This window comes from Georgenia muralis, assembly GCF_003814705.1.
Lineage (GTDB): Bacteria > Actinomycetota > Actinomycetes > Actinomycetales > Actinomycetaceae > Georgenia > Georgenia muralis.
Map to the genome: position 1 here is coordinate 2,601,503 of NZ_RKRA01000001.1, position 22,610 is coordinate 2,624,112.

Consider the following 22,610-nt stretch of genomic DNA (forward strand, 5'->3'; position numbering starts at 1 on the left):
CCCTGTCCCGGGCGGGCCGAGACAGGAGAGTTGTGGCAAAGGTCCGCGTGCACGAGCTCGCCAAGGAGCTCGGCGTCGACAGCAAGACGGTCCTCGCGAAGCTTCGCGAGCAGGGAGAGTTCGTGAAGTCGGCGTCGTCGACGATCGAGGCTCCCGTCATCCGTCGGCTGCGTGAAGCATTCCCCGCCGAGGCGGAGAGTCCCAAGAAGCCCGCCGGGCCGCGGCCCGGCGCGTCCGCCCGGCCGTCCGCGCCGGAGGCCGCACCCGAGCCGGCCACCACCCGGCCGCCCGCCGCGGCCGACGGCGTCCCGGAGCGTCCTGCCGCGCAGGCCCCCGCGCCCGCCGAGGCGAGCGCCCCGGCCGCCTCCGCCCCGGCCGCCTCCGCCCCGGCCGCCTCCGCCCCGGCCGCCTCGGCCCCCGCTGCGGCGCCCGCCGAGGCGGCGGCTCCCGAGGCACCCGCCCCGGCGGCGCGTCCCGGAGCACCTCGCCCGGCGGCGCGACCCACGCCCGAGCGTCCGGCCCCCGAGCGTCCCGCCCCGGAGCGTCCGGCTGCCGAGCGTCCCGCGGCGGAGCGTCCGGCCGCCGAGCGTCCCGGCGCCCCCCGACCCGGCGCGTCCTCGCGTCCGGGGAACAACCCGTTCGCGCCGTCCCAGGGGATGCCCCGTCCGGGCGGCTCCGGCGGCGCGCGCCCCGGTGCCCCGCGTCCGGGGAACAACCCCTTCGCGCCGTCCCAGGGGATGCCCCGTCCGGGCGGCTCCGGCGGGCCGCGTCCCGGCGCGCCGCGCCCGGGGCAGGCGCCCGGCGCCCGTCCCGCGGGCCCGCGTCCGGGCGGCCCCCGCCCGAACCCGAACATGATGCCCGGGCAGAGCTCGGTCGCCCGTCCCGGCGCCCCGGCTGCCCGTCCGGGTGGTGGTGGCGGCGGTCGCGGCCGTCCCGGCGGCGGAGGCGGCGGCTTCGGCGGCCGTCCCGGTGGCGGTGGCGGACCCGGTGCTGGTGGCGCTCCCGGTGGTTTCGCCGGCCGTCCCGGCGGCGGTGGCCGCGGCGGACGTGGCGGCACGCAGGGTGCGTTCGGTCGCGCCGGCGGTCGCCCGGTCCGGGGACGGAAGTCCAAGCGGGCCAAGCGCCAGGAGTTCGAGCAGCAGTCGGCACCGTCGATCGGCGGCGTGCAGGTCCCCCGCGGCGATGGCAGCACGGTCGTGCGCATCCGCGCCGGCGCCTCGCTGGCGGACTTCGCCGACCGCATCGACGCCAACCCGGCGTCGCTCGTCACCGTGCTGTTCCACCTCGGTGAGATGGCCACGGCCACGCAGTCCCTGGACGAGGACACCTTCTCGGCGCTCGGCGCCGAGCTCGGCTACATCGTCGAGATCGTCTCCCCGGAGGAGGAGGAGCGCGAGCTCCTCAGCGGGTTCGACATCGACCTCGAGGCCGAGGAGGCCGGCGAGACCGACGAGGACCTGCTCCCGCGCCCGCCCGTGGTCACCGTCATGGGTCACGTCGACCACGGAAAGACCAAGCTCCTCGACGCCATCCGCTCCACGGACGTCGTCGCGGGCGAGGCCGGCGGCATCACCCAGCACATCGGTGCCTACCAGGTCGTCACCGAGCACGAGGACCAGCAGCGCCGGATCACGTTCCTCGACACCCCCGGTCACGAGGCGTTCACCGCCATGCGTGCCCGTGGTGCCGAGGCGACCGACATCGCGATCCTCGTGGTCGCCGCGGACGACGGCGTCATGCCCCAGACCGTGGAGGCGCTCAACCACGCCCAGGCGGCCGGCGTGCCGATCGTCGTGGCCGTGAACAAGGTCGACCGCGAGGGCGCCAACCCGGCGAAGATCCGCCAGCAGCTCACCGAGTACAACCTGGTGGCGGAGGAGTACGGCGGCGACACGATGTTCGTCGACGTCTCCGCGCTGAAGCGCACGGGCATCGACGACCTCCTCGAGGCCGTCCTGCTCACCGCCGACGCGGCGCTGGACCTGCGGGCCAACCCCAACAAGGACGCCCGTGGTGTGGCGATCGAGGCCAACCTGGACAAGGGTCGCGGCGCCGTCGCGACCGTCCTGGTCGACTCCGGCACCCTGCACGTCGGGGACTCGATCGTCGCCGGCACGGCCCACGGCCGCGTCCGGGCGATGTTCGACGAGCACGGCGAGCACGTGACCGAGGCGGGCCCCGCTCGCCCCGTGCAGGTCCTCGGCCTGCAGTCCGTCCCCCGCGCCGGCGACTCCTTCCTGGTGGCGCCCGACGACCGGACGGCCCGGCAGATCGCCGACAAGCGTGCGGCCGCCGAGCGTGCCGCGACGCTGGCCAAGCGCCGCAAGCGCGTCAGCCTGGAGGACTTCACCAAGGCCCTCGAGGAGGGCAAGGTCGACACCCTCAACCTCATCATCAAGGGTGACGTCTCCGGTGCCGTCGAGGCCCTGGAGGACGCGCTGCTCAAGATCGACGTGGGCGACGAGGTCGCGCTGCGGATCATCCACCGCGGTGTGGGCGCCATCACGCAGAACGACGTCAACCTCGCGACGGTGGACTCCGCCGTCATCATCGGCTTCAACGTGCGCCCCGCCGAGCGGGTCGCCGAGCTGGCCGACCGCGAGGGCGTGGACCTGAAGTTCTACTCGGTCATCTACGACGCGATCGACGACGTCGAGGCGGCGCTCAAGGGCATGCTCAAGCCGGAGTTCGAGGAGGTGCAGCTCGGTACCGCCGAGGTGCGCCAGGTGTTCCGCTCCTCCAAGTTCGGCAACATCGCCGGTTCGATCGTCCGCTCGGGCACGATCCGACGGAACACGAGCGCACGCCTGACCCGCGACGGCGTCGTGATCACGGAGAAGCTGACCATCGAGTCGCTGCGCCGCGAGAAGGACGACGTCACCGAGGTCCGCGAGGGCTTCGAGTGCGGTATCGGCATCGGCTTCAAGGACGTCCAGGAGGGCGACATCATCGAGACCTTCGAGATGCGCGAGAAGCCGCGCGCCTGACGCCCCACCACGACGGCCCCGCGGCGCACGGATATCGTGCCCGCGGGGCCGCCCGTGTCCCACCACGACGAAGGAGACACCCATGGCCGACGCCCCCCGCGCCCGCAAGCTCGCCGAGCGCATCCAGCAGATCGTCGCCCGGATGATCGACACCCGGATCAAGGACCCGCGGCTCGGCTTCGTCACCGTCACCGACGTGCGCGTGACCGGGGACCTGCAGAACGCCACGATCTTCTACACCGTCCTGGGCACCGAGGAGGAGCGCACCTCCTCCGCGGCTGCCCTGGCGTCGGCCAAGGGGCTCATCCGCTCGGAGGTCGGCAAGCAGACCGGCCTGCGGCTGACGCCCACCATCGAGTTCATCCTCGACGCGGTGCCGGAGACGGCCGCGCACCTCGAGGAGGCGCTGCGCTCCGCCGCCGCGCACGACGCCGAGGTGGCCCGGCTGGCCGCCCAGGCCGCCTACGCCGGTGAGTCCGACCCCTACCGCCGTCCCGAGGACGACGACCTGGACGACGACGTGCACGGCGACCTGGTGGACGAGCCCGCGACCGGCGACCTGGCCGACGACGAGCCCGCGACCGGCGACCTGGCCGACGACGAGCGGGCCGACGGGACCAGCACCCGGTGACCGCGCCCGCCCGGCCCGACGTCCCTCGCGGGGCGGCCACCGCGGCCGACGGGCTCGTGATCGTCGACAAGCCCGCGGGCTGGACCAGCCACGACGTCGTCGCGCGCACCCGGCGCCTCGCCGCGACGAAGAAGGTCGGGCACGCGGGGACGCTGGACCCCATGGCGACCGGCGTCCTCGTGCTCGGTGTCGGTCGTGCGACGCGGCTGCTGACCTACCTCGTGGGCGTGGACAAGGAGTACACCGCCACGGTGCGTCTCGGGCAGGACACGGTGACCGACGACGCCGAGGGCGAGGTCACCGCGGCGCCGGGCGCCGCCGATCTGCTGCGAACCGACGGCACCGTCGACACGCCGGCCCTCGAGGCCGCCCTGGCCGGCCTGCGCGGGCCCATCCAGCAGGTGCCCAGCCAGGTCTCGGCCATCAAGGTCGGCGGCAGGCGCTCCTACGCCCGGGTCCGCCAGGGCGAGGACGTCGAGCTGCCCGCGCGGCCCGTCACCGTCCACCGGTTCGAGGTCACCGCGCCGCCCCGGCCGGGGACCGCCGGGTCCACCCCGGTGGTCGACGTCGACGTCGTGGTGGGGTGCTCCTCGGGCACGTACGTCCGGGCGCTCGCTCGTGACCTCGGTGCCGCTCTGGGCACCGGCGGGCACCTGACCGCACTGCGCCGCACCCGGGTCGGTCCCTTCCACGAGGCGGACGCCCGCGCCGTCGACGAGCTGGCGGAGCAGGTCCGTGCCGGGGCCGCGGCCGCCGAGCCGGCGGGCCTGCCCGTGACGGACCTCACCACCGCGGCCACCGCCTGCTTCCCCACCCGCGCGCTCGGGGCGGAGGAGGCCGCGGCCGTACGGGTGGGTCGCTCGCTCACCCCCACGGGCGAGGCGGGCCCCACCGCAGCCCTCGCACCCGATGGGCACGTCCTGGCGCTGCTCGCCGACCGCGACGGCGCCGCGCGTCCGGTCCTCGTGCTCGACCCGGCGTGAGCGACCGGCAGGTGTCCTCGCCGGGCGCCACGCCAGGACCGCCGTCTAGAGTGACGGACATGACCGGCCCGGTACCGGGCCCGAGACGTGAGGAGACCCCATGAGCGAGAACACCACCGGCGGCTGCGGCTGCGGCTGCGGCGGCCACGCCGAGAAGGCCCAGACCACTACGGAGGTCCGTCGCGACCTCGGCCTCAAGGCCGCCCGCCCGGGTGAGGGCACCAGCCCCGCCGAGCTCGCCGGCCACGGCGCGCACGCCGGGGGCGGCTGCGCCTGCGGCCGGCACTGACCGGCCGGGGCGCCCGGTAGGGTCGTCCACGCGCGCGTCGGCCGCGCCGACGCGGAGGAGGTCAGCGGTGCAGGTGTGGAGGAGCGTCGCCGAGATCCCCGCGGACCTCGGCGGCACGGTCACGACCCTCGGCATCTTCGACGGGGTGCACCGCGGCCACCAGGTCGTCCTCGCCGCCACCGCCGAGGAGGCGGAGGGCGCCGGGCTGACCTCGGTGGCCGTGACGTTCGACCCCCACCCGGTCCACGTGCACCGCCCGGCCGACGAGCTGCCGCTGATCTCGTCCCTCACCGACCGTGTCGAGCGGCTGGCCGCGACCGGGATCGACGCCGTCCTCGTCCTGGAGTACACCCTCGACCTCGCCCGCAACAGCCCCGAGGACTTCGCCCGCGGGTACCTCGTCGACGCCCTGCACAGCCGCGTCGTGGTGGTGGGGGAGGACGTGCGCTTCGGCTGGGGCAACGCCGGCGACCAGCACACGATGGTCGCGCTGGGCCACGAGCTCGGCTTCGCCGTGCGGATCGTCACCGACATCTGCGACGAGAGCGGGCGCCGCTGGTCCTCGACCTGGGTGCGCGAGCTCCTCGCCGCCGGGGACGTCGCCGGTGCGGCGCACGTCCTCGGTCGCAGCCACCGCGTGCGCGGCGTCGTCGTCCACGGCGCCAAGCGCGGACGGGCGCTGGGCTACCCCACGGCGAACCTGCACGCGGACGACCTCGGTGTCGTGCCCGCGGACGGCGTCTACGCCGGCTGGCTGATCCGGCCCGAGCACGCCCCCGAGCCGGGCGCGTCCAAGCGCCTCCCCGCGGCGATCTCGGTGGGCACGAACCCCACGTTCGACGGCGTGGAGCGCACCGTGGAGGCCTACGTCCTGGGGCGCACGGACCTCGACCTGTACGGCGAGGAGGTCGTCGTCGAGCTCGTCGAGCGGCTGCGGCCGATGGTGGCCTTCGACGGCGTCCCGGCCCTGCTGGAGCAGATGGCCGACGACGTGCGCCGCACCGCCGACATCCTCGAGGTGCCCGCGCCGGCCCGGCCCGACGTCTACGCACCGCCGCGCGCCTGAGCCGCGGCCCCGGCGCGCGCCTGAGCCGCGACCCCGGCGCGCCCGGGCCGTCCGGGCAGCGCCGGACGGCGCAGCGGTGCCTCGTTCGCACCGGATCCGGGGCGCCTGATAGTCTGGCCCGTGCCGTCAAGCCGGCCACGGATGCGTCATGCCCGGGAGGACATGCCCCGGTGCTCCGTGCAACGACCCGAAGGAGAACCCATGCCCCTCGCTGCAGACGTCAAGCAGTCCATCATCAAGGAGTACGCCACCCACGAGGGCGACACCGGTTCGCCGGAGGTCCAGGTCGCGATGCTCACGCAGCGCATCAAGGACCTCACCGAGCACTTCAAGACCCACAAGCACGACCACCACTCCCGTCGTGGTCTGATGCTCCTCATCGGCCAGCGCAAGCGCCTTCTCGGGTACCTGCAGGCGGAGGACATCGAGCGCTACCGCAGCCTCATCGCGCGGCTCGGTCTGCGCCGCTGAACCACCGGCCGGCCCGGACCCCACGGGTCCGGGCCGGTCGCGCGTGCACGGTGCTCGTGCGTGCACGGCACAACTGAACTCCCACCACCACCCACCACGGGACGGCGCGTCCGGTCCTCGGTAGTGGCCTCCGGAACCGGAACCCTCCGGCCTCCGTGGGCCTCGATCGAAGGCCGTCGGCCGACCACAGGTGGACGACACGTAAGGAGGGCACCCGTGGAGGGTCCCGAGATCACGTCCGCAGAAGCCGTCATCGACAACGGCAAGTTCGGCACCAGAACCGTTCGCTTCGAGACCGGCCGCCTGGCCCGTCAGGCCGCCGGCTCCGCCGTGGCCTACCTCGACGACGAGACCATGGTCCTGTCGGCCACGACCGTCGGCAAGCACCCCAAGGACCACTTCGACTTCTTCCCCCTCACGGTGGACGTCGAGGAGCGCCAGTACGCCGCCGGCAAGATCCCCGGCTCGTTCTTCCGCCGCGAGGGCCGGCCCTCGACCGAGGCGATCCTCGCCTGCCGGCTCATCGACCGCCCGCTGCGCCCGACCTTCGTCAAGGGCCTGCGCAACGAGGTCCAGGTCGTCGAGACCGTCCTCGCCATCCACCCGGACGACACCTACGACGTCCTGGCGATCAACGCCGCCTCGCTGTCCACCCAGATCTCCGGCCTGCCGTTCTCGGGGCCGATCGGTGGCACGCGCATCGCCTACATCGACGACCAGTGGGTCGCCTTCCCGCGCTACTCCGAGCTGGAGAAGGCCGTCTTCTCCATGGTCGTGGCCGGCCGCATCGCCGGCGACGACGTCGCGATCATGATGGTCGAGGCCGAGGCGACCGACAACGCCTGGACGCTCATCAAGGACCACGGCGCCACCGCCCCCACCGAGGAGATCGTCGCCGCCGGCCTCGAGGCCGCCAAGCCCTTCATCAAGGCGCTGTGCGACGCCCAGTCCGAGGTCGCCGCCGTCTCGGCCAAGCCGACGGCGGAGTTCCCCCTGTTCCTGGACTACCAGGACGACGTCGTCGAGGCCGTCGAGGCCCACGTCAGCGCGGACCTCGCCCAGGCGATCACCATCCCGGGCAAGCAGGACCGCGAGTCCCGCCAGGAGGAGATCCGGGCGGGGATGCTCGAGGCGCTCGGCGAGCGTTTCGAGGGACGCGACAAGGAGCTCTCCGCCGCGTTCCGCGCCATCACCAAGAAGGCCGTGCGTCAGCGCGTCCTCAAGGACGGCGTGCGCATGGACGGGCGCGGGCTCAAGGACATCCGCACCCTCTCCGCCGAGGTCGAGGTGCTGCCGCGGGTGCACGGCTCGGCGATCTTCGAGCGTGGCGAGACCCAGATCCTCGGTGTCACCACGCTGAACATGCTCCGCATGGAGCAGCAGCTCGACACCCTCTCGCCGGTCACGCGCAAGCGGTACATGCACAACTACAACTTCCCGCCCTACTCGACCGGTGAGACCGGCCGCGTGGGCTCGCCCAAGCGCCGCGAGATCGGCCACGGCGCCCTGGCGGAGCGGGCCCTGATGCCCGTCCTGCCCCCGCGCGAGGAGTTCCCCTACGCGATCCGTCAGGTCTCCGAGGCGCTCGGCTCCAACGGCTCGACCTCGATGGGCTCCGTCTGCGCCTCGACCCTGTCGATGCTCAACGCCGGTGTGCCGCTGCGCGCCGCCGTCGCGGGCATCGCGATGGGCCTGATGTCGGACACCGTCGACGGGGAGACCCGCTACGCCGCCCTGACCGACATCCTCGGGGCCGAGGACGCCTTCGGTGACATGGACTTCAAGGTCGCCGGCACGCGCGAGTTCATCACCGCCATCCAGCTCGACACCAAGCTCGACGGCATCCCCGCCTCGGTCCTGGCCTCGGCCCTGACCCAGGCCCGCGACGCGCGCCTGTACATCCTCGACGTCATGAACGAGGCCATCGACACCCCCGACGAGATGGCCGCGACCGCCCCGCGCGTCATCACCGTCAAGGTCCCCGTGGACAAGATCGGCGAGGTCATCGGGCCGAAGGGCAAGATGATCAACCAGATCCAGGAGGACACCGGCGCGGACATCTCGATCGAGGACGACGGCACCGTCTACATCGGCGCGACCGACGGTCCCTCGGCCGAGGCGGCCCGCCAGGCGGTCAACGCCATCGCGAACCCGCAGATGCCCGAGATCGGCGAGCGGTTCGTCGGCACGGTCGTCAAGACCACCTCCTTCGGCGCGTTCGTCTCGCTCAGCCCCGGCAAGGACGGCCTGCTGCACATCTCGCAGATCCGCCGGCTCGTGGGCGGCAAGCGCGTGGAGAACGTCGAGGACGTCCTCTCCGTCGGGCAGAAGGTCCAGGTCGAGCTCGCCGAGATCGACCCCCGCGGCAAGCTCTCGCTGCACGCCGTCGTCGAGGGCGAGGAGAACACCCCCGCCGACGACGAGGACCAGAACGAGGAGACCGCGGAGGCCACCACCGAGGAGGCTCCCCGCACCGAGCGCCGCGAGGGCGGTCGCAGCCGGCGCCGGACCCGCACCCGCCACGACGAGGGCGGCGCGGACTCCGGGGACGACGCCTGAGTCATGCCCCACCCGCTGAACCTGGGTCCTGCCGGGTCGCCCGGCACCGAGGTCCGCACCGAGCAGGACGGCAGCGTCATCCGGCGCTCCGTCCTGCCCGGGGGGATCAGGGTCCTCACCGAGGAGATGCCCGGTCAGCGCTCCACCGCGGTGGGGGCGTGGGTGGCCGTCGGCTCGCGTGACGAGACCGACGGCCACCACGGCTCCACCCACTTCCTCGAGCACCTGCTGTTCAAGGGCACGCCGACCCGCACCGCCCTGGACATCGCCGAGGCCTTCGACGCCGTCGGCGGCGAGGCCAACGCCGCCACCGGCAAGGAGCACACCTCCTACTACGCCCGCGTCCTCGACGTCGACCTGCCCATGGCGGTGGACGTCATCGCCGACATGGTGACCTCCTCCCTCATCGACCCGGGCGAGCTCGAGACCGAGCGGGGCGTCATCCTCGAAGAGCTCGCGATGAACGACGACGACCCCGTCGACGTCGCCCACGAGCGCTTCACCACCGCCGTGCTGGGGGACCACCCCCTCGGCCGTCCCATCGGCGGGACCCCCGAGACCATCCGGGCCGTCCCGCGCGAGGCCGTCCTCGAGCACTACCGGCGCACCTACGTCCCGCGTGAGCTCGTCGTCACCGCCGCCGGCAGCGTCGACCACGACGCGCTGTGCACCCAGGTCGTCGCCGCCGTCCGCGCGGGCGGCTGGACCCTCGACCCCGCGGCCGTCCCGGCGGCGCGCCGTCACGGCGCGGCGGCGGCCCACGCCCGCGGCATCGACGTGCCGGGCTCCGGCGCCGTCGTCGTGCCCGGCCCCGAGTCGGCCCTGCTGCCCACCACGGGCACGGCCGCCACGGTGCGGCGCCCCACGGAGCAGGCCAACGTCCTCCTCGGTGGGCGCGGCATCCAGGCGGGCGACGAGCGCCGGTACACCCTGTCCGTGCTCACCACCGTCCTGGGCGGCGGGATGAGCTCGCGGCTGTTCCAGGAGATCCGTGAGAAGCGGGGCCTGGCCTACTCCACCTACGCCTTCGCCTCGTCCTACGCCGAGGCCGGCACCTTCGGCCTCTACGCCGGCTGCGCACCGGGCAACGTCGAGCAGGTCGTCCAGCTGCTCGTCGCCGAGTGGGAGCGGCTGGCCGCCGACGGCATCACCCCCGAGGAGCTCGCCCGTGGGGTGGGGCAGCTGCGGGGGAACCTCGTCCTCGGCCTGGAGGACAACGGCTCGCGGATGGCCCGCCTGGGCCGTGCGGAGATCGTCCACGGCGAGCTCACCAGCCTGGACGAGATGATCGAGCAGATCTCCGCGGTGACGGCCCGGCAGGTGCGCGACCTCGCCGCCGAGCTGGCCGCCGCGCCACGCTCCCTCGTCGTCGTGGGTCCGTTCGACGACGACCTCGCGGCCCGGCTCCTCACTGCCGGCTGACGGTTCGGCTCCTCACCGCGGGCCCACGACGCGGGGGAGCCACTGCGCCACGGCCGCCGCCACGGCGGCGAGGTCCTTCTTGAGGCCGTGGTCGCCGGCGACCACGACGACGTCGCGTCCGGGCGCACCGGGGGGCACGCCGAACGCGTCGCGCTCACCCTGGACCACCAGGGTGGGCACGCCGACGGCGTCGAGCTCGCCGAGCCGGTCGGGCGCGTCCGGACGGCCCGGTGGCCGCACCGGGAAGGCCAGACACAGCACGGCCACGGCCCCCGTGGCCGCCGCCGTCCGGCAGGCCACCCGGGCACCCGAGGACCGCCCGCCGACCACCAGCGCCAGCCCGGCGAGGGGGCCCGACCGGAGGTGGTCGGCCACCGCGGTCCACGCGGCGTCGAGGTGGCGCGCGGGCGCGGGCGCCCGGCGCCCGGCCACCCGGTAGGGCTGCTCCACGAGCCCGACCGCCAGCCCGAGACGGGCTGCGGCCTCGCTCGCCGCCCGCAGGTCCGGGGCGTCGACCCCGCCGCCGGCCCCGTGCCCGAGGAGCAGGGCCGCGACGGCGCGGGCCGGGACCGTGAGGTGGACACGGGCGGGTCCATGGAGTGTCCCGACGTCCAGGACGTCGGTCGGAAGCGCTGAGGACATCCGTCATGGTAGGCGGGGCAACTGATGGCAACCGTTTGCCGCACCGTTCGGACGTGGGCGAGGGTCGCCTCGTCCCGGGCGTTTCCCGGGACCCGGTGCCGCGCTGTCGGCGCCGGTCGGGCCGGAGGCACGCTGCGCCCGCCCGCCACCGAGTTCAAAGGAGACCGGTTGATGACCAGCTCTGCCCGCGCGACGCGCAGGAGAGGCCTCGTCGGCCTCGCCGTCGCCATCCCCCTCACCCTTTCCGTCGGGGTCGGCGCCGTCGCCGCCCCTTCAGGAGACGCGCCCGACAACCAGGGCAAACCCCCGACCCACTCACAGGCCGGAGGTGTCGCGTGGGACACCGCACCGGTCGAGGCGCGGGTCAAGCGGATCCTCCTCAAGGAGGGGGAGAAGTTCAAGGACCTCAACGGGAACAACAAGCTCGACCCGTACGAGGACTGGCGCGAGCACGTCGACGTGCGTGTCGCCGACCTCGTCGGGCAGATGACGCTCGAGGAGAAGGCCGGCCTCATGCTCATCGACACGCTCAACGCCGAGTGCATCGACGGCGACGTCGCGAGCGTCTCCGCCACCGGCCTCGACTACATCGACAACCAGAACATGCACCGGCTCATCTTCCGCAACGTCGTCAGCGACGAGGCTGTCTGCGGGGCGCCCGGCGGCGGGTTCCAGGCCTCCACGCGCCTGACCCCTGCGGATGCCGCCACCTTCATGAACCGGGTGCAGGAGGTCTCGGAGGGAACCCGCCTGGGGATCCCGGTCCTGTACAAGTCCAACGCCCGCAACCACATCGACCCGCAGGCGCGAGCCGGCATCAACGAGTCCGCCGGCGCGTTCAGCGCCTTCCCGAAAGAGGCCGGCATCGCCGCCGCCGCCCTGGGCGAGCAGGCGCTGGCCACCGGTGAGGCCACCGACGGCGACATGAGCGTCGTCGACGACTTCGCCGGCGTCATGGCCGACGAGTGGGCCTCCATCGGTCTGCGAGGCATGTACGGCTACATGGCCGACCTGTCGACCGAGCCGCGCTGGTACCGCACCCACGAGACGTTCACCGAGGACGCCGACCTCGGGGCCAACATCATGGGCGAGCTGGTCGAGACGCTCCAGGGGCCCGTCGGTGCCGACGGGAACTCCCTGAGCCCGGAGACCGCGGTCGCCCTGACCATGAAGCACTTCCCGGGTGGCGGCCCGCAGGAGCTCGGCCTGGACCCGCACTACGCGTTCGGCAAGACCCAGGTGTACCCCGGTGACGCCTTCGGCTACCACCTCAAGCCCTTCGAGGCGGCCATCGAGGCCGGCGTCTCGTCGATCATGCCGTACTACGGCGTGCCGATGGACGTCAGCTACGAGGGCATCGACTACGACGAGGTCGGCATGGCGTTCTCCGACCAGATCGTCAACGGCCTCCTGCGCGAGCAGATGGGCTTCGCCGGCTACGTCAACTCCGACACCGGCATCATCAACGACCGGGCCTGGGGCTTCGAGGAGGCCACCATCCCCGAGCGGGTGGCTGCCGCGATCAACGGTGGTACCGACACCCTGTCGGGCTTCCACGACGTCGCGACCATCACCGATCTCGTCGCGGACGGTCTCGTCAGCGAGGAGCGCGTGACCCTCGCCGCCGAGCGGCTCCTGGCGCCGATGTTCGAGATGGGCCTCTTCGAGAACCCGTACGTCGACCCCGAGGTGGCCACGGCCACGGTCGGCAACGACGAGAACCGCGCGACCGCCCTCGACCTGCAGCGCCGGTCCGCCGTGCTCCTGCAGAACACCGAGGTCGACGGCGACACGCTCCTCCCGCTCGAGACGGGTTCGAGCCTCTACGTCCTCGGCAACGTCAGCGCCGCGACGGCCCAGGAGTACGGGTACGACGTCACCGACGGCAACACGGCCGACCCCGCGGACCGGCCGAGCGCCGAGGGCAGCGACGCCGCCGTCATCTCCGTCACCGTGAACAACACGGGCACCGGCGCCTACCGCAGCAACGACCCCGCCACGGGCCTGAACGAGGACGACCTCAGCCCGATCGTCTGGGACGGCGCCCTGGGGCTGGACGGGCAGAGCCCCTACGGTGCCGCGGACGCGTGCGTCGCCTACGGCGCCTCCTCATGCACGGACAACGGCCTGCGCTTCGGTGGCTCCTACCCGTGGGAGTCGAGCATTCTCGACTTCACCGGCATGGCCGAGGCGCAGTCCTGGACGATCACGCCCTCGCTGGACACCATCCAGGCGGTCATGGACGAGGTCGGTGCCGAGAACGTCGTGCTGGACGTCTACTTCCGTCAGCCGTACGTGCTGGACGAGGCCTCCGGCCTGCGGGACGCCGGCGCCATCCTCGCGAACTTCGGGTCCACCGACCGTGCACTCCTGGACGTCCTGTCCGGCGAGTTCGCGCCGCAGGGTCGGCTGCCCTTCGCGCTGCCGGCCTCCCGGCTGGCCGTGGAGGAGCAGTACAGCGACCTGCCCGGGTACGAGGAGACGGCGGACGGGGCCCTGTTCCCGTACGGCTTCGGCCTCACGTACGACAGCTGACCCGCACGACGCCGGCCGTCCGGGCCGGCGGTAGGTGATCGACGGCGAGCCCCCACCCGAGCCGGGTGGGGGCTCGCCGTGCGACTACGCTTCGACGCCATGACCTCTCTCGCTGTGGCAGTGGTGGGCGCCGCCGGGCGCATGGGCCGGACGGTCTGCTCGGCCGTCGACGCGGCCCCGGACCTCGACCTCACGGTGCGCGCCGACGTCGGTGACGACCTCGCCGCGCTGTCCGGGCGGGCGCGGGTGGCCGTCGACTTCACCGTCCCGGCCGTCACCGAGGCCAACGTCCACGCACTCCTCGACGCGGGCCTGCACGTCGTCGTCGGCACGACCGGCTGGACGGAGGAGTCGCTCGGCCGGGTCCGGGACCACCTCGAGAAGGTCAACGCCGGGCGCCCGGACGGGCTCGGGGTCCTGATCGCCCCCAACTTCGCCCTCTCCGCGGTGCTCGCCATGAGCTTCGCCCGGCAGGCCGCCCGGTTCTTCGAGTCGGCGGAGGTCGTCGAGCTGCACCACCCCGACAAGGTCGACGCCCCGTCGGGGACCGCCCTGACCACGGCCCGGCACATCGCCGAGGCGAGGACCCGGGCCGGTCTGGGGCCCGTCCCGGACGCGACCGAGAAGCAGCTCGACGGGGCGCGCGGCGCCGTCGTCGACGGCGTCCACGTCCACGCGGTGCGGCTGCGCGGCCTCGTGGCGCACGAGGAGGTCCTCCTCGGCAACCCGGGCGAACAGCTGACGATCCGCACCGACTCCTTCGACCGGTCCAGCTTCATGCCGGGCGTCCTGCTGGCGGTCCGCGAGGTCGTCCACCGGCCCGGTCTGACCGTGGGGCTGGAGCAGGTCCTCGACCTGTAGCCACGTCGCCCCCCGCCGCCTGCGGTCGCGGGCGGCGGGGGAGCGAACTACCGTGTGGTGGTCCCGCCCAGACCCCGCGAGGTATCCCTGTGAACGCCGCGACCCGTCTCCACGACCGCCTCGGGCTCCGGACGAGCCCCCGGATCTTCTTCGGCGCGGCGGCGGTGGTCCTCACCTTCGTCGTCGCGACCATCGCCTTCACGGACCAGGTCGACGCCGCCTTCGCGGCGGCGTCCGGGTGGCTCCTGGCCAACCTCGGCTGGTTCTACATCCTCGGCGTGACCACGTTCCTCGTGTTCCTGCTCTACATGGCCGCCAGCCGGTACGGGCGCGTGAAGCTGGGCCCGGAGAACGAGACGCCCGACCACTCCGGACCCACGTGGTTCGGCATGCTCTTCGCCGCCGGCATCGGCACCATCCTCATGTTCTGGGCGGTGGCCGAGCCCATGAACCACTTCGCGAACCCGCCGCGTCAGGACGTCGAACCCGGCTCGGCGGCGGCGTTCGTCGAGGCGATGAACTTCACCCTCTACCACTTCGGGCTGCACACCTGGGTGATCTTCGCCCTGCCCGGACTGGCGTTCGCGTACTTCATGTACAAGCGGAACCTCCCGCCGCGGGTGAGCTCGATCTTCCACCCGATCCTGGGGGAGCGGATCCACGGGCCGGTCGGCCGGGCGATCGACGTCGTCGCCATCGTCGGCACGATGTTCGGCGTGGCCGTCTCGGTCGGCCTGGGCACCATGCAGATCAACTCCGGCCTGGCGACCCTCGTCGGGCTCGACGAGTCCCGGCTCGTGCAGATCCTCATCATCGTCGCGGTGACGTCGATCGCGATCGTCTCGGTGGCGCTGGGCCTGGACAAGGGCATCAAGCGGCTGTCCAACCTCAACATCGTCGTGGCCGTCGGGCTGCTGTTCTTCGTCCTCGTCACCGGCCCCACGCTCCTGCTCCTCAAGGGGACGCTGGAGTCCTTCGGCAGCTACCTCGGCGCGCTGCCCGAGCTCTCGCTGTGGAACGACACGATCAACGACAGCGGCTGGCAGAGCGGCTGGACCGTCTTCTACTGGGCGTGGACCATCTCCTGGTCGCCGTTCGTGGGCATCTTCGTCGCGCGGATCTCCCGCGGCCGCACGATCCGGGAGTTCGTCGGAGGCGTGCTCGCCGCTCCCGTGCTGTTCTCGGTCGCCTGGTTCGGCATCTTCGGCTGGGCCTCCTTCGACATCGAGCGCAACGCCCCCGGCACCCTGGTCGGGCCGGTGGTCGAGGACGGCGACGTCGCCACGGCGATGTTCGTCTTCCTCGAGCAGTTCCCCTTCGCGACGGTCCTCTCCGTCGTCGCGATCCTCCTCGTCGTCGTCTTCTTCACGACGTCGGTCGACTCGGCCGCCCTGGTCATGGACACCATCGCCAACGGGCACGAGGACCCGGCGCCGACGCGTCAGCGGGTCTTCTGGGCGCTCGCCGTCGGCGCGGTCGCCGCCACCCTGCTCGGCGCCACGGGCGCGGGGGGCCTCACGGCCCTGCAGCAGGTCATCATCGTCGTCGGGCTGCCGTTCTTCGTCATGGGCTACCTCATGATCTACACGCTGCTGGCGGCGTTGCGCGAGGACGCCGGCGAGGCGCCGCTGCTGCGGACCAAGCGGTGGCGACGGGTGCTCCCGCCGGAGGAGGCCGCCCGACGGGCCGAGGAGGGCGCCGCCCTGCGCCGTCCGGACACCGGGACCTCCCTGGCCGCGCCCGTCCACCCGGCCACCGGCGAGGCGGACCCGCTCCACCAGTCACCGTCGCGCTGAGGGAGCGTCACAGGTCGGCGTACCAGCAGGTCTCGACGAGCTCGGCGGCGCCGACCTGCAGGCGGCGGCGCAGGCCCGCCGGGGCGAACCCGGCCTCGGCGAGGAACCGCGCCCGCGACTCGTCACCCTCGACCGCCCACACCTGCACCCGCGCCGTCCCCTGGTCGCGCAGGAGGTCGGCGCAGGCGGCGAGGAGACGCGAGCCGTGACCGCGACGGGCGTGGGCGGCCGGGACCTCGAGCGCGAGGATCTCCGCGACCGCCCCGGTCGGGGCGTCGGTGTCGGTCGGGGCGTCGGTGTCGGCCGGGGCGTCGGTGCCGGCCGGGGCGTCGGTGCCGGCCGTTGCGTCGTCGGCGACGGCCTCGGCGTCCCGCGCGGGCGTGACCTCGACCGGGTCGGTCGCGGGCGCGAACGCGGCGAAGCCCACCACCTGCCCGCCGGCCAGGGCGGTGAGCACGCGGTGCGCGCGGGTGGGCGGTGAGACGATCGCCGCCGACCACGCCGCGGCGAGGGCCTCCGGGTCGACCGCCCCGGCGACGTCGGCGGGCAGGTCGGCCCCGGTCCCGGCGGCCAGGGTGGCGCGCAGGGTCCTGGCGTGGACGTCACCGAGGGCCGCGGCGTCCTCGGGGAGCGCCGGGCGCACCGAGACGTCGGAGGTGGGACGCAGGGGGTCGTCGTGGCCGTGCCCCGCGTGCGGGTCGCTCAGGCCCGCGAGGACGTCGTCGTGCGGGCCTGGGACGCCGGGGGTGCTCACCCGCCCAGGTTACGCGGACCGGCCCACGCCCCGGTGGCCGGGCCGCGCGGGGCGGCCGGGCCACGCCACGATGTGGGCCCCCGGGCGCCGCGGTCGGACGCGGACGCTACCGTTCGGTCTCATGGCTGACACGAACGACCCCCGCCTGCCCTCGCGGACCTTCGGGTCGGTGGCGACGGCGATGGTCACCCCCTTCCACGACGACGGCTCGATCGACGTCGACGCCGGTGTGGCCGTGGCGGTCAAGCTCGTCGACGACGGCTGCGACGCCCTCGTCCTGCACGGCACCACGGGGGAGTCCCCCACGACGCACCAGCCCGAGAAGGACGAGCTCGTCCGCGCCGTCGTCGACGCGGTGGGCGACCGGGCGATGGTCATCGGCGGGGCCGGCTCGAACGACACCGCGCACGCCGTGCGGATCGCGCAGGGGGCGCAGCGCTCCGGGGCGCACGGGCTCCTCGTCCTCGCCCCGTACTACAACAGGCCCTCGCAGGAGGGGGTCTACCAGCACATCAAGGCGGTCGCCGACGCCGTCGACCTGCCGGTGATCCTCTACGACATCCCGGGCCGGACCGGCGTCGCCATCGGCGACGAGACCCTCGACCGGCTGGCCGAGCACCCCCGGGTCAAGGGCGTCAAGGACGCCACCGGTGACGTGCCCCAGGGGTTCGAGCGGATGGCCCGCACGGGCCTGGAGTTCTACTCCGGCGACGACTCCCTCAACTTCGACTGGCTCGCGCACGGCGCCTCCGGGGTCATCTCCGTCGTCGGCCACGTCGCCGCCGGGTCGTACGCGGAGATGGTGCGCGCGGTCGACGCCGGCGACCTGCCCGTGGCCCGGGACGTCGCCGCCCGCCTGCGGCCGCTCGTCGCCGCGCTCATGGGCGGCGGCCAGGGTGCCGTCATGTCCAAGCACGCCCTGCAGCTGCTCGGGGTCATCCCCACGGCCACGGTGCGCCTGCCGCTCGTGCAGGCCTCCGCCGCCGAGGTCGACGCCCTCGCCGCGGTGCTGCGCAGCGAGGGCGTCCTCACCGCCTGAGACCCCCGTCCGGCCGCGAGGCGGTCAGCCCGGCGGGCACGGCGGCCGGTCGAGGTCTCGCCCGTGCTCCGGGGAGCCGCCGCCGGGCCATCGCTGGCAAGATGTCCGCGTGAGTCATCCGCACCCAGAGCTGTCCCTGCCCGGTCCGATCCCCGCCGGGGGCCTGCGCATCGTCCCGCTCGGGGGCCTGGGCGAGGTCGGCCGGAACATGACCGTCTTCGAGCACGCGGGCAGGCTGCTCGTCGTCGACTGCGGGGTCCTGTTCCCCGAGGACCACCAGCCCGGCGTGGACCTCATCCTCCCCGACTTCGACTACATCGCCGACCGGCTCGACGACATCGAGGCCGTCGTGCTCACCCACGGGCACGAGGACCACATCGGCGCGGTGCCCTACCTCCTGCGCCTGCGCGACGACATCCCGCTCATCGGCTCCCAGCTGACCCTGGCGTTCATCGAGGCCAAGCTCAAGGAGCACCGGATCCCGCCGGTGACCCTGGTCGTCAAGGAGGGGCAGGTCGAGCAGGTCGGCCCTTTCACCCTCGAGTTCGTCGCCGTGAACCACTCCATCCCGGACGCGCTCGCGGTGATGATCCGCACGGCCGCCGGCAACGTCCTGCACACCGGCGACTTCAAGATGGACCAGCTCCCGCTGGACGACCGCATCACCGACCTGCGTGCCTTCGCCCGCCTCGGCGAGGAGGGCGTGGACCTGTTCATGGTCGACTCGACCAACGCCGAGGTGCCCGGGTTCACGGCCCACGAGCGCGACATCGGCCCGGTCCTGGACAACGTCTTCCACCAGGCCGAGGGGCAGATCGTCGTGGCGAGCTTCGCCTCCCACGTCCACCGGGTCCAGCAGGTGCTCGACGCCGCCGCCCTCCACGACCGCAAGGTGGCCCTGGTGGGCCGGTCGATGGTGCGCAACATGACGATCGCGGCGGACCTGGGCTACCTCAAGGTGCCGCCGAACACCCTCATCGACGTCAAGCGCATCGACGACCACGCCCCGTCCCGGACCGTCCTCATGGCCACCGGGTCCCAGGGCGAACCCATGGCCGCGCTGAGCCGGATCGCCAACCGCGACCACCGGGTCTCGGTGGGCCCGGGCGACACGGTGATCTTCGCCAGCTCGCTCATCCCCGGCAACGAGAACTCGGTCTTCCGCGTCATCAACGGCCTCATGCGGCTCGGTGCCAAGGTCGTCCACCAGGGCAACGCCAAGGTGCACGTCTCCGGCCACGCCAGCGCCGGGGAGCTGCTGTACTGCTACAACATCGTCCGGCCCAGGAACGTCATGCCGGTGCACGGCGAGATCCGCCACCTCGTGGCCAACGGCGCGATCGCGGTCCAGACCGGGGTGCCCGCCGAGCGGGTCGTGCTCGCCGAGGACGGCGTCGTCGTCGACCTCCTCGACGGCCGGGCCCGCATCGCCGGTGCCGTCCCGTGCGGGTACGTCTACGTCGACGGCTCGAGCGTGGGGGAGATCACCGACGCCGAGCTCAAGGACCGGCGGATCCTCGGCGAGGAGGGCTTCATCTCGATCTTCGCCGTGGTCGACACCGCCACCGGGAAGGTGCTCACCGGCCCGCACATCCAGGCCCGCGGCATGGCGGAGGACGACTCCGTCTTCGACGCGATCCTGCCCGACGTGCGCGAGGCGCTCGCCGAGGTCGTCGGCCGCGGCAACGCCGACACCCACCAGATGCAGCAGACGATGCGCCGCGTCGTGGGTCGCTGGACCGCCAAGCGCCTGCGCCGCAGCCCGATGATCATCCCCACCGTCATCGAGGCCTGACCGACAGGCCCGCCTGCGCCCCGCCGCGGCCGGTGGCCCACCTCCGGGCGGCGCCCGGCGCGGCGGGCGCGCCGCCGGAGCGCGGCCGGGCTACCGTGGGACCACCATGGCTACCCGTACGACTTCCCCCGGACGGTCGGCCTCGGCGGCACGCGGCTCCTCCGCACGCGGTTCACGCGGCGGCAGGAGCGGGCGGGGCGGCGGGTCGGCGGCTGCGCAGCGCCCCAGGAGACCCCCGTTCCCGCTACGACTTGTCCGCGGCATCTGGATGACGGGAGCACACCTGGTGGGAGGAACCGCGCGCAGCGTCGGGTCCGGGGCGAAGGGCCTCGACCCGGTGCACCGGCGCGACGGCCTGGCCTTCCTCCTCCTCGCCGTGGCGATCGTGGTCGCGCTGCGGGAGTGGTTCGCGCTGTCCGGCACCGCCGGTGACGTCATCCACCACGTCGCGGCCGGGGTGGTGGGCCTGCTCGGGGTGTTCCTGCCGGTCGTGCTCGTCGCGATGGCGGTGCGGCTCATGCGCCACCCCGAGCGCACGCAGGCCAACGCGCGCGTGTCGATCGGGATCGCGGGCGTCACCGGCGCCGCCACGGGCCTCATCCACATCGCCTCCGGGCTGCCCTCGCCCTCCGACGACTTCGCCGCGGTGGAGTCCGCCGGCGGGCTCCTCGGCTGGCTCCTCGGCACCCCGCTGACGGTGCTGCTCTCACCCTGGGGGGCCGTGCCGCTGCTCGTGCTCCTCGCCGTCTTCGGCCTCCTCGTGCTCAGCGCCACCCCCGTCTCCGCGGTGCCGGGCCGGCTGCGCTCGGCGAGGGGCTGGCTCCTGGGCCGGCCGCGCGACGTCGCCGTCGACGACGCGCCCACGGCCGAGCTCGTCGCGGCCGACGGCACGCACCGCCCGCCCGCCCCGCGGCGCCGCCGCGGCAAGCCCCGGGCGGAGGAGGCACCCGAGGTCGTCCCCGGCGCCTACCAGGCCGACGAGGCCTTCGCCCGGCCCGACGAGCGTGCGCCCGCCGACGAGCCGCGCGGGGCCGACACCGCCCCGGCCGAGCCGGAGCCCGCGGAGCTCACCGCACCCCCGACGCAGCCGCTGCCGTCCCGGGCCGAGCAGCTCGAGCTCGCCCCCGACGTGATCTACACCCTGCCCGCCGACGACGTCCTCATCAAGGGCGCGCCGCACAAGGTGCGCTCGGCGGTCAACGACCGGGTGGTGGAGTCCCTCACCCAGGTCCTCACCGAGTTCTCGGTCGACGCCACGGTCACCGGCTTCTCCCGGGGTCCGACGGTCACCCGCTACGAGCTCGAGCTCGGCCCGGGCGTCAAGGTCGAGCGGATCACGGCGCTGAGCCGCAACATCGCCTACGCCGTGGCCAGCGCCGACGTGCGCATCCTCTCGCCGATCCCCGGCAAGTCCGCGATCGGCGTCGAGATCCCCAACGCCGACCGCGAGACGGTCGCGCTGGGCGACGTCCTGCGCTCGTCGGTGGCGCGGCGCAGCGAGCACCCCCTGGTCGTGGGGGTGGGCAAGGACGTCGAGGGCGGCTACGTCGTGGCCAACCTGGCCAAGATGCCGCACCTGCTCGTCGCGGGCGCCACGGGCGCCGGCAAGTCGAGCTTCGTCAACTCCATGATCACCTCGATCATGATGCGCTCCACCCCCGAGGAGGTGCGCATGATCCTCGTGGACCCCAAGCGGGTGGAGCTGACGATCTACGAGGGCATCCCGCACCTCATCACCCCGATCATCACCAGCCCCAAGAAGGCCGCGGAGGCGCTGGAGTGGGTGGTCCGGGAGATGGACGCCCGCTACGACGACTTGTCCGCGTTCGGCTACAAGCACATCGACGACTTCAACACCGGGGTGCGCTCGGGCAAGGTCAAGCCGCTGCCGGGCAGCGAGCGCAAGATCGCGCCGTACCCCTACCTGCTGGTCATCGTCGACGAGCTCGCGGACCTCATGATGGTGGCCCCGCGCGACGTCGAGGCCTCCATCCAGCGCATCACCCAGCTCGCCCGCGCCGCGGGCATCCACCTCGTCCTCGCCACCCAGCGTCCCTCGGTCGACGTCGTCACCGGCCTCATCAAGGCCAACGTCCCGTCCCGGCTCGCCTTCGCCACCTCCTCCCTGGCCGACTCCCGGGTCGTCCTCGACCAGCCGGGCGCGGAGAAGCTCATCGGACAGGGTGACGCGCTGTTCCTGCCCATGGGCTCCTCCAAGCCCATGCGCGTGCAGGGTGCGTGGGTCACCGAGTCCGAGATCCACGCCGTCGTGGACCACGTCAAGACCCAGCTGCGGCCCACCTACCGCGAGGACGTCATCGCGCCGGTGGTCAAGAAGCAGGTCGACGAGGACATCGGCGACGACCTCGACCTGCTCCTGCAAGCGGCCGAGCTGGTGGTGACGACGCAGTTCGGTTCCACCTCCATGCTCCAGCGCAAGCTGCGCGTGGGCTTCGCCAAGGCGGGCCGGCTCATGGACCTGCTCGAGTCCCGCGAGGTCGTGGGCCCGTCGGAGGGCTCGAAGGCCCGCGAGGTCCTCGTCCAGCCCGACGACCTGCCCGCCACGCTGGCTCTCCTGCGCGGCGAGGAACCCCCGCCCGAGGACGACGACGGGCCGGCCGCGGAGGTCGGGCCGGCCCACGACGGGGCAGACCGCTACGCCGACGGGGTCGCCGGACACGGTCCTGCCGCCGTGGCCGAGGACTTCTACGACGACGTCGACGGCGGCGAGGACGCCTGGGAGCTGACCGGGCGGTAGTCGGCGGCCGGCGCCCCGCCGG

Annotated in this window: 16 protein-coding genes; 14 read left to right on the forward strand and 2 right to left on the reverse strand. The window is 73.5% G+C overall.

Translation table 11 applies throughout. The features are described from left to right. Positions 1-32: 32 nt before the first annotated feature. The 8 genes from infB to EDD32_RS11775 all read left to right on the forward strand — a co-directional run bounded on the left by infB (position 33) and on the right by EDD32_RS11775 (position 10,408). The gene (gene infB / locus EDD32_RS11740) at positions 33-2,987 is read left to right on the forward strand and encodes a translation initiation factor IF-2 (RefSeq protein WP_123917695.1); all 2,955 of its coding nucleotides are present in this window, start codon (positions 33-35) and stop codon (positions 2,985-2,987) included. A gap of 82 nt (positions 2,988-3,069) precedes the next feature. Beyond that, entirely contained in the window at positions 3,070-3,618 is a 549-nt protein-coding gene (gene rbfA, locus EDD32_RS11745) for a 30S ribosome-binding factor RbfA (RefSeq protein WP_123917697.1), read from the forward strand. Beyond that, entirely contained in the window at positions 3,615-4,601 is a 987-nt protein-coding gene (gene truB, locus EDD32_RS11750) for a tRNA pseudouridine(55) synthase TruB (RefSeq protein ID WP_123917699.1), read from the forward strand. The genes rbfA and truB overlap by 4 nt, the downstream gene beginning before the upstream one ends. A 100-nt stretch (positions 4,602-4,701) precedes the next feature. Continuing rightward, entirely contained in the window at positions 4,702-4,890 is a 189-nt protein-coding gene (locus tag EDD32_RS11755) for a hypothetical protein (RefSeq protein ID WP_123917701.1), read from the forward strand. A 67-nt stretch (positions 4,891-4,957) separates the two neighbouring features. Beyond that, entirely contained in the window at positions 4,958-5,956 is a 999-nt protein-coding gene (locus tag EDD32_RS11760) for a bifunctional riboflavin kinase/FAD synthetase (protein ID WP_123917703.1), read from the forward strand. A 201-nt stretch (positions 5,957-6,157) separates the two neighbouring features. Continuing rightward, complete coding sequence (rpsO, locus tag EDD32_RS11765) at positions 6,158-6,427, forward strand: 30S ribosomal protein S15 (RefSeq protein ID WP_123917705.1); 270 nt, start codon at positions 6,158-6,160, stop codon at positions 6,425-6,427. 216 nt (positions 6,428-6,643) lie between these two features. After that, positions 6,644-8,986, forward strand: a complete 2,343-nt coding sequence (locus EDD32_RS11770; RefSeq protein ID WP_123917707.1) for a polyribonucleotide nucleotidyltransferase — start codon at positions 6,644-6,646, stop codon at positions 8,984-8,986. A gap of 3 nt (positions 8,987-8,989) precedes the next feature. Next, positions 8,990-10,408 (forward strand): M16 family metallopeptidase, encoded by a 1,419-nt coding sequence (locus tag EDD32_RS11775; RefSeq protein WP_123917709.1) that lies wholly within the window; start codon positions 8,990-8,992, stop codon positions 10,406-10,408. 12 nt (positions 10,409-10,420) lie between these two features. Here the strand turns inward: EDD32_RS11775 and EDD32_RS11780 are convergent, their stop codons facing one another. Next, complete coding sequence (locus EDD32_RS11780) at positions 10,421-11,050, reverse strand: alpha/beta hydrolase family protein (protein WP_123917711.1); 630 nt, start codon at positions 11,048-11,050, stop codon at positions 10,421-10,423. 171 nt (positions 11,051-11,221) lie between these two features. Between EDD32_RS11780 and EDD32_RS11785 the strand changes: the two genes are divergently transcribed. The 3 genes from EDD32_RS11785 (at position 11,222) to EDD32_RS11795 (ending at position 16,242) form a co-directional block, all read left to right on the forward strand. Next, positions 11,222-13,585 carry a glycoside hydrolase family 3 protein gene (locus EDD32_RS11785; RefSeq protein ID WP_123917713.1) on the forward strand — a complete coding sequence of 788 codons (2,364 nt, stop codon included), beginning with the start codon at positions 11,222-11,224 and terminating at the stop codon, positions 13,583-13,585. 99 nt (positions 13,586-13,684) lie between these two features. Then, positions 13,685-14,446, forward strand: a complete 762-nt coding sequence (gene dapB / locus EDD32_RS11790; RefSeq protein ID WP_123917715.1) for a 4-hydroxy-tetrahydrodipicolinate reductase — start codon at positions 13,685-13,687, stop codon at positions 14,444-14,446. An 89-nt stretch (positions 14,447-14,535) separates the two neighbouring features. Next, positions 14,536-16,242 carry a BCCT family transporter gene (locus EDD32_RS11795; protein WP_246006105.1) on the forward strand — a complete coding sequence of 569 codons (1,707 nt, stop codon included), beginning with the start codon at positions 14,536-14,538 and terminating at the stop codon, positions 16,240-16,242. A gap of 7 nt (positions 16,243-16,249) precedes the next feature. Here EDD32_RS11795 and EDD32_RS11800 read toward each other — a convergent pair whose 3' ends face one another. Next, positions 16,250-16,996 (reverse strand): GNAT family N-acetyltransferase, encoded by a 747-nt coding sequence (locus EDD32_RS11800; RefSeq protein ID WP_123917717.1) that lies wholly within the window; start codon positions 16,994-16,996, stop codon positions 16,250-16,252. A 121-nt stretch (positions 16,997-17,117) separates the two neighbouring features. Between EDD32_RS11800 and dapA the strand changes: the two genes are divergently transcribed. The 3 genes from dapA to EDD32_RS11815 all read left to right on the forward strand — a co-directional run bounded on the left by dapA (position 17,118) and on the right by EDD32_RS11815 (position 22,588). Next, complete coding sequence (gene dapA, locus EDD32_RS11805; protein ID WP_123917719.1) at positions 17,118-18,035, forward strand: 4-hydroxy-tetrahydrodipicolinate synthase; 918 nt, start codon at positions 17,118-17,120, stop codon at positions 18,033-18,035. Between the two features lie 109 nt (positions 18,036-18,144). Further along, entirely contained in the window at positions 18,145-19,830 is a 1,686-nt protein-coding gene (locus EDD32_RS11810; RefSeq protein WP_123917721.1) for a ribonuclease J, read from the forward strand. Positions 19,831-19,936: 106 nt separating this feature from the next. Further along, complete coding sequence (locus EDD32_RS11815) at positions 19,937-22,588, forward strand: DNA translocase FtsK (RefSeq protein WP_123917723.1); 2,652 nt, start codon at positions 19,937-19,939, stop codon at positions 22,586-22,588. Positions 22,589-22,610 lie beyond the last annotated feature (22 nt).

Bases quoted from the DNA above. Each gene is read 5' to 3' on its own strand.
- dapA (WP_123917719.1), top strand. From the start codon at position 17,118: ATGGCTGACACGAACGACCCCCGCCTGCCCTCGCGGACCTTCGGGTCG.
- rpsO (WP_123917705.1), top strand. From the start codon at position 6,158: ATGCCCCTCGCTGCAGACGTCAAGCAGTCCATCATCAAGGAGTACGCC.
- EDD32_RS11785 (WP_123917713.1), top strand. From the start codon at position 11,222: ATGACCAGCTCTGCCCGCGCGACGCGCAGGAGAGGCCTCGTCGGCCTC.
- dapB (WP_123917715.1), top strand. From the start codon at position 13,685: ATGACCTCTCTCGCTGTGGCAGTGGTGGGCGCCGCCGGGCGCATGGGC.
- EDD32_RS11815 (WP_123917723.1), top strand. From the start codon at position 19,937: ATGGCTACCCGTACGACTTCCCCCGGACGGTCGGCCTCGGCGGCACGC.
- EDD32_RS11780 (WP_123917711.1), bottom strand. From the start codon at position 11,050: ATGTCCTCAGCGCTTCCGACCGACGTCCTGGACGTCGGGACACTCCAT.
- rbfA (WP_123917697.1), top strand. From the start codon at position 3,070: ATGGCCGACGCCCCCCGCGCCCGCAAGCTCGCCGAGCGCATCCAGCAG.
- EDD32_RS11755 (WP_123917701.1), top strand. From the start codon at position 4,702: ATGAGCGAGAACACCACCGGCGGCTGCGGCTGCGGCTGCGGCGGCCAC.
- EDD32_RS11775 (WP_123917709.1), top strand. From the start codon at position 8,990: ATGCCCCACCCGCTGAACCTGGGTCCTGCCGGGTCGCCCGGCACCGAG.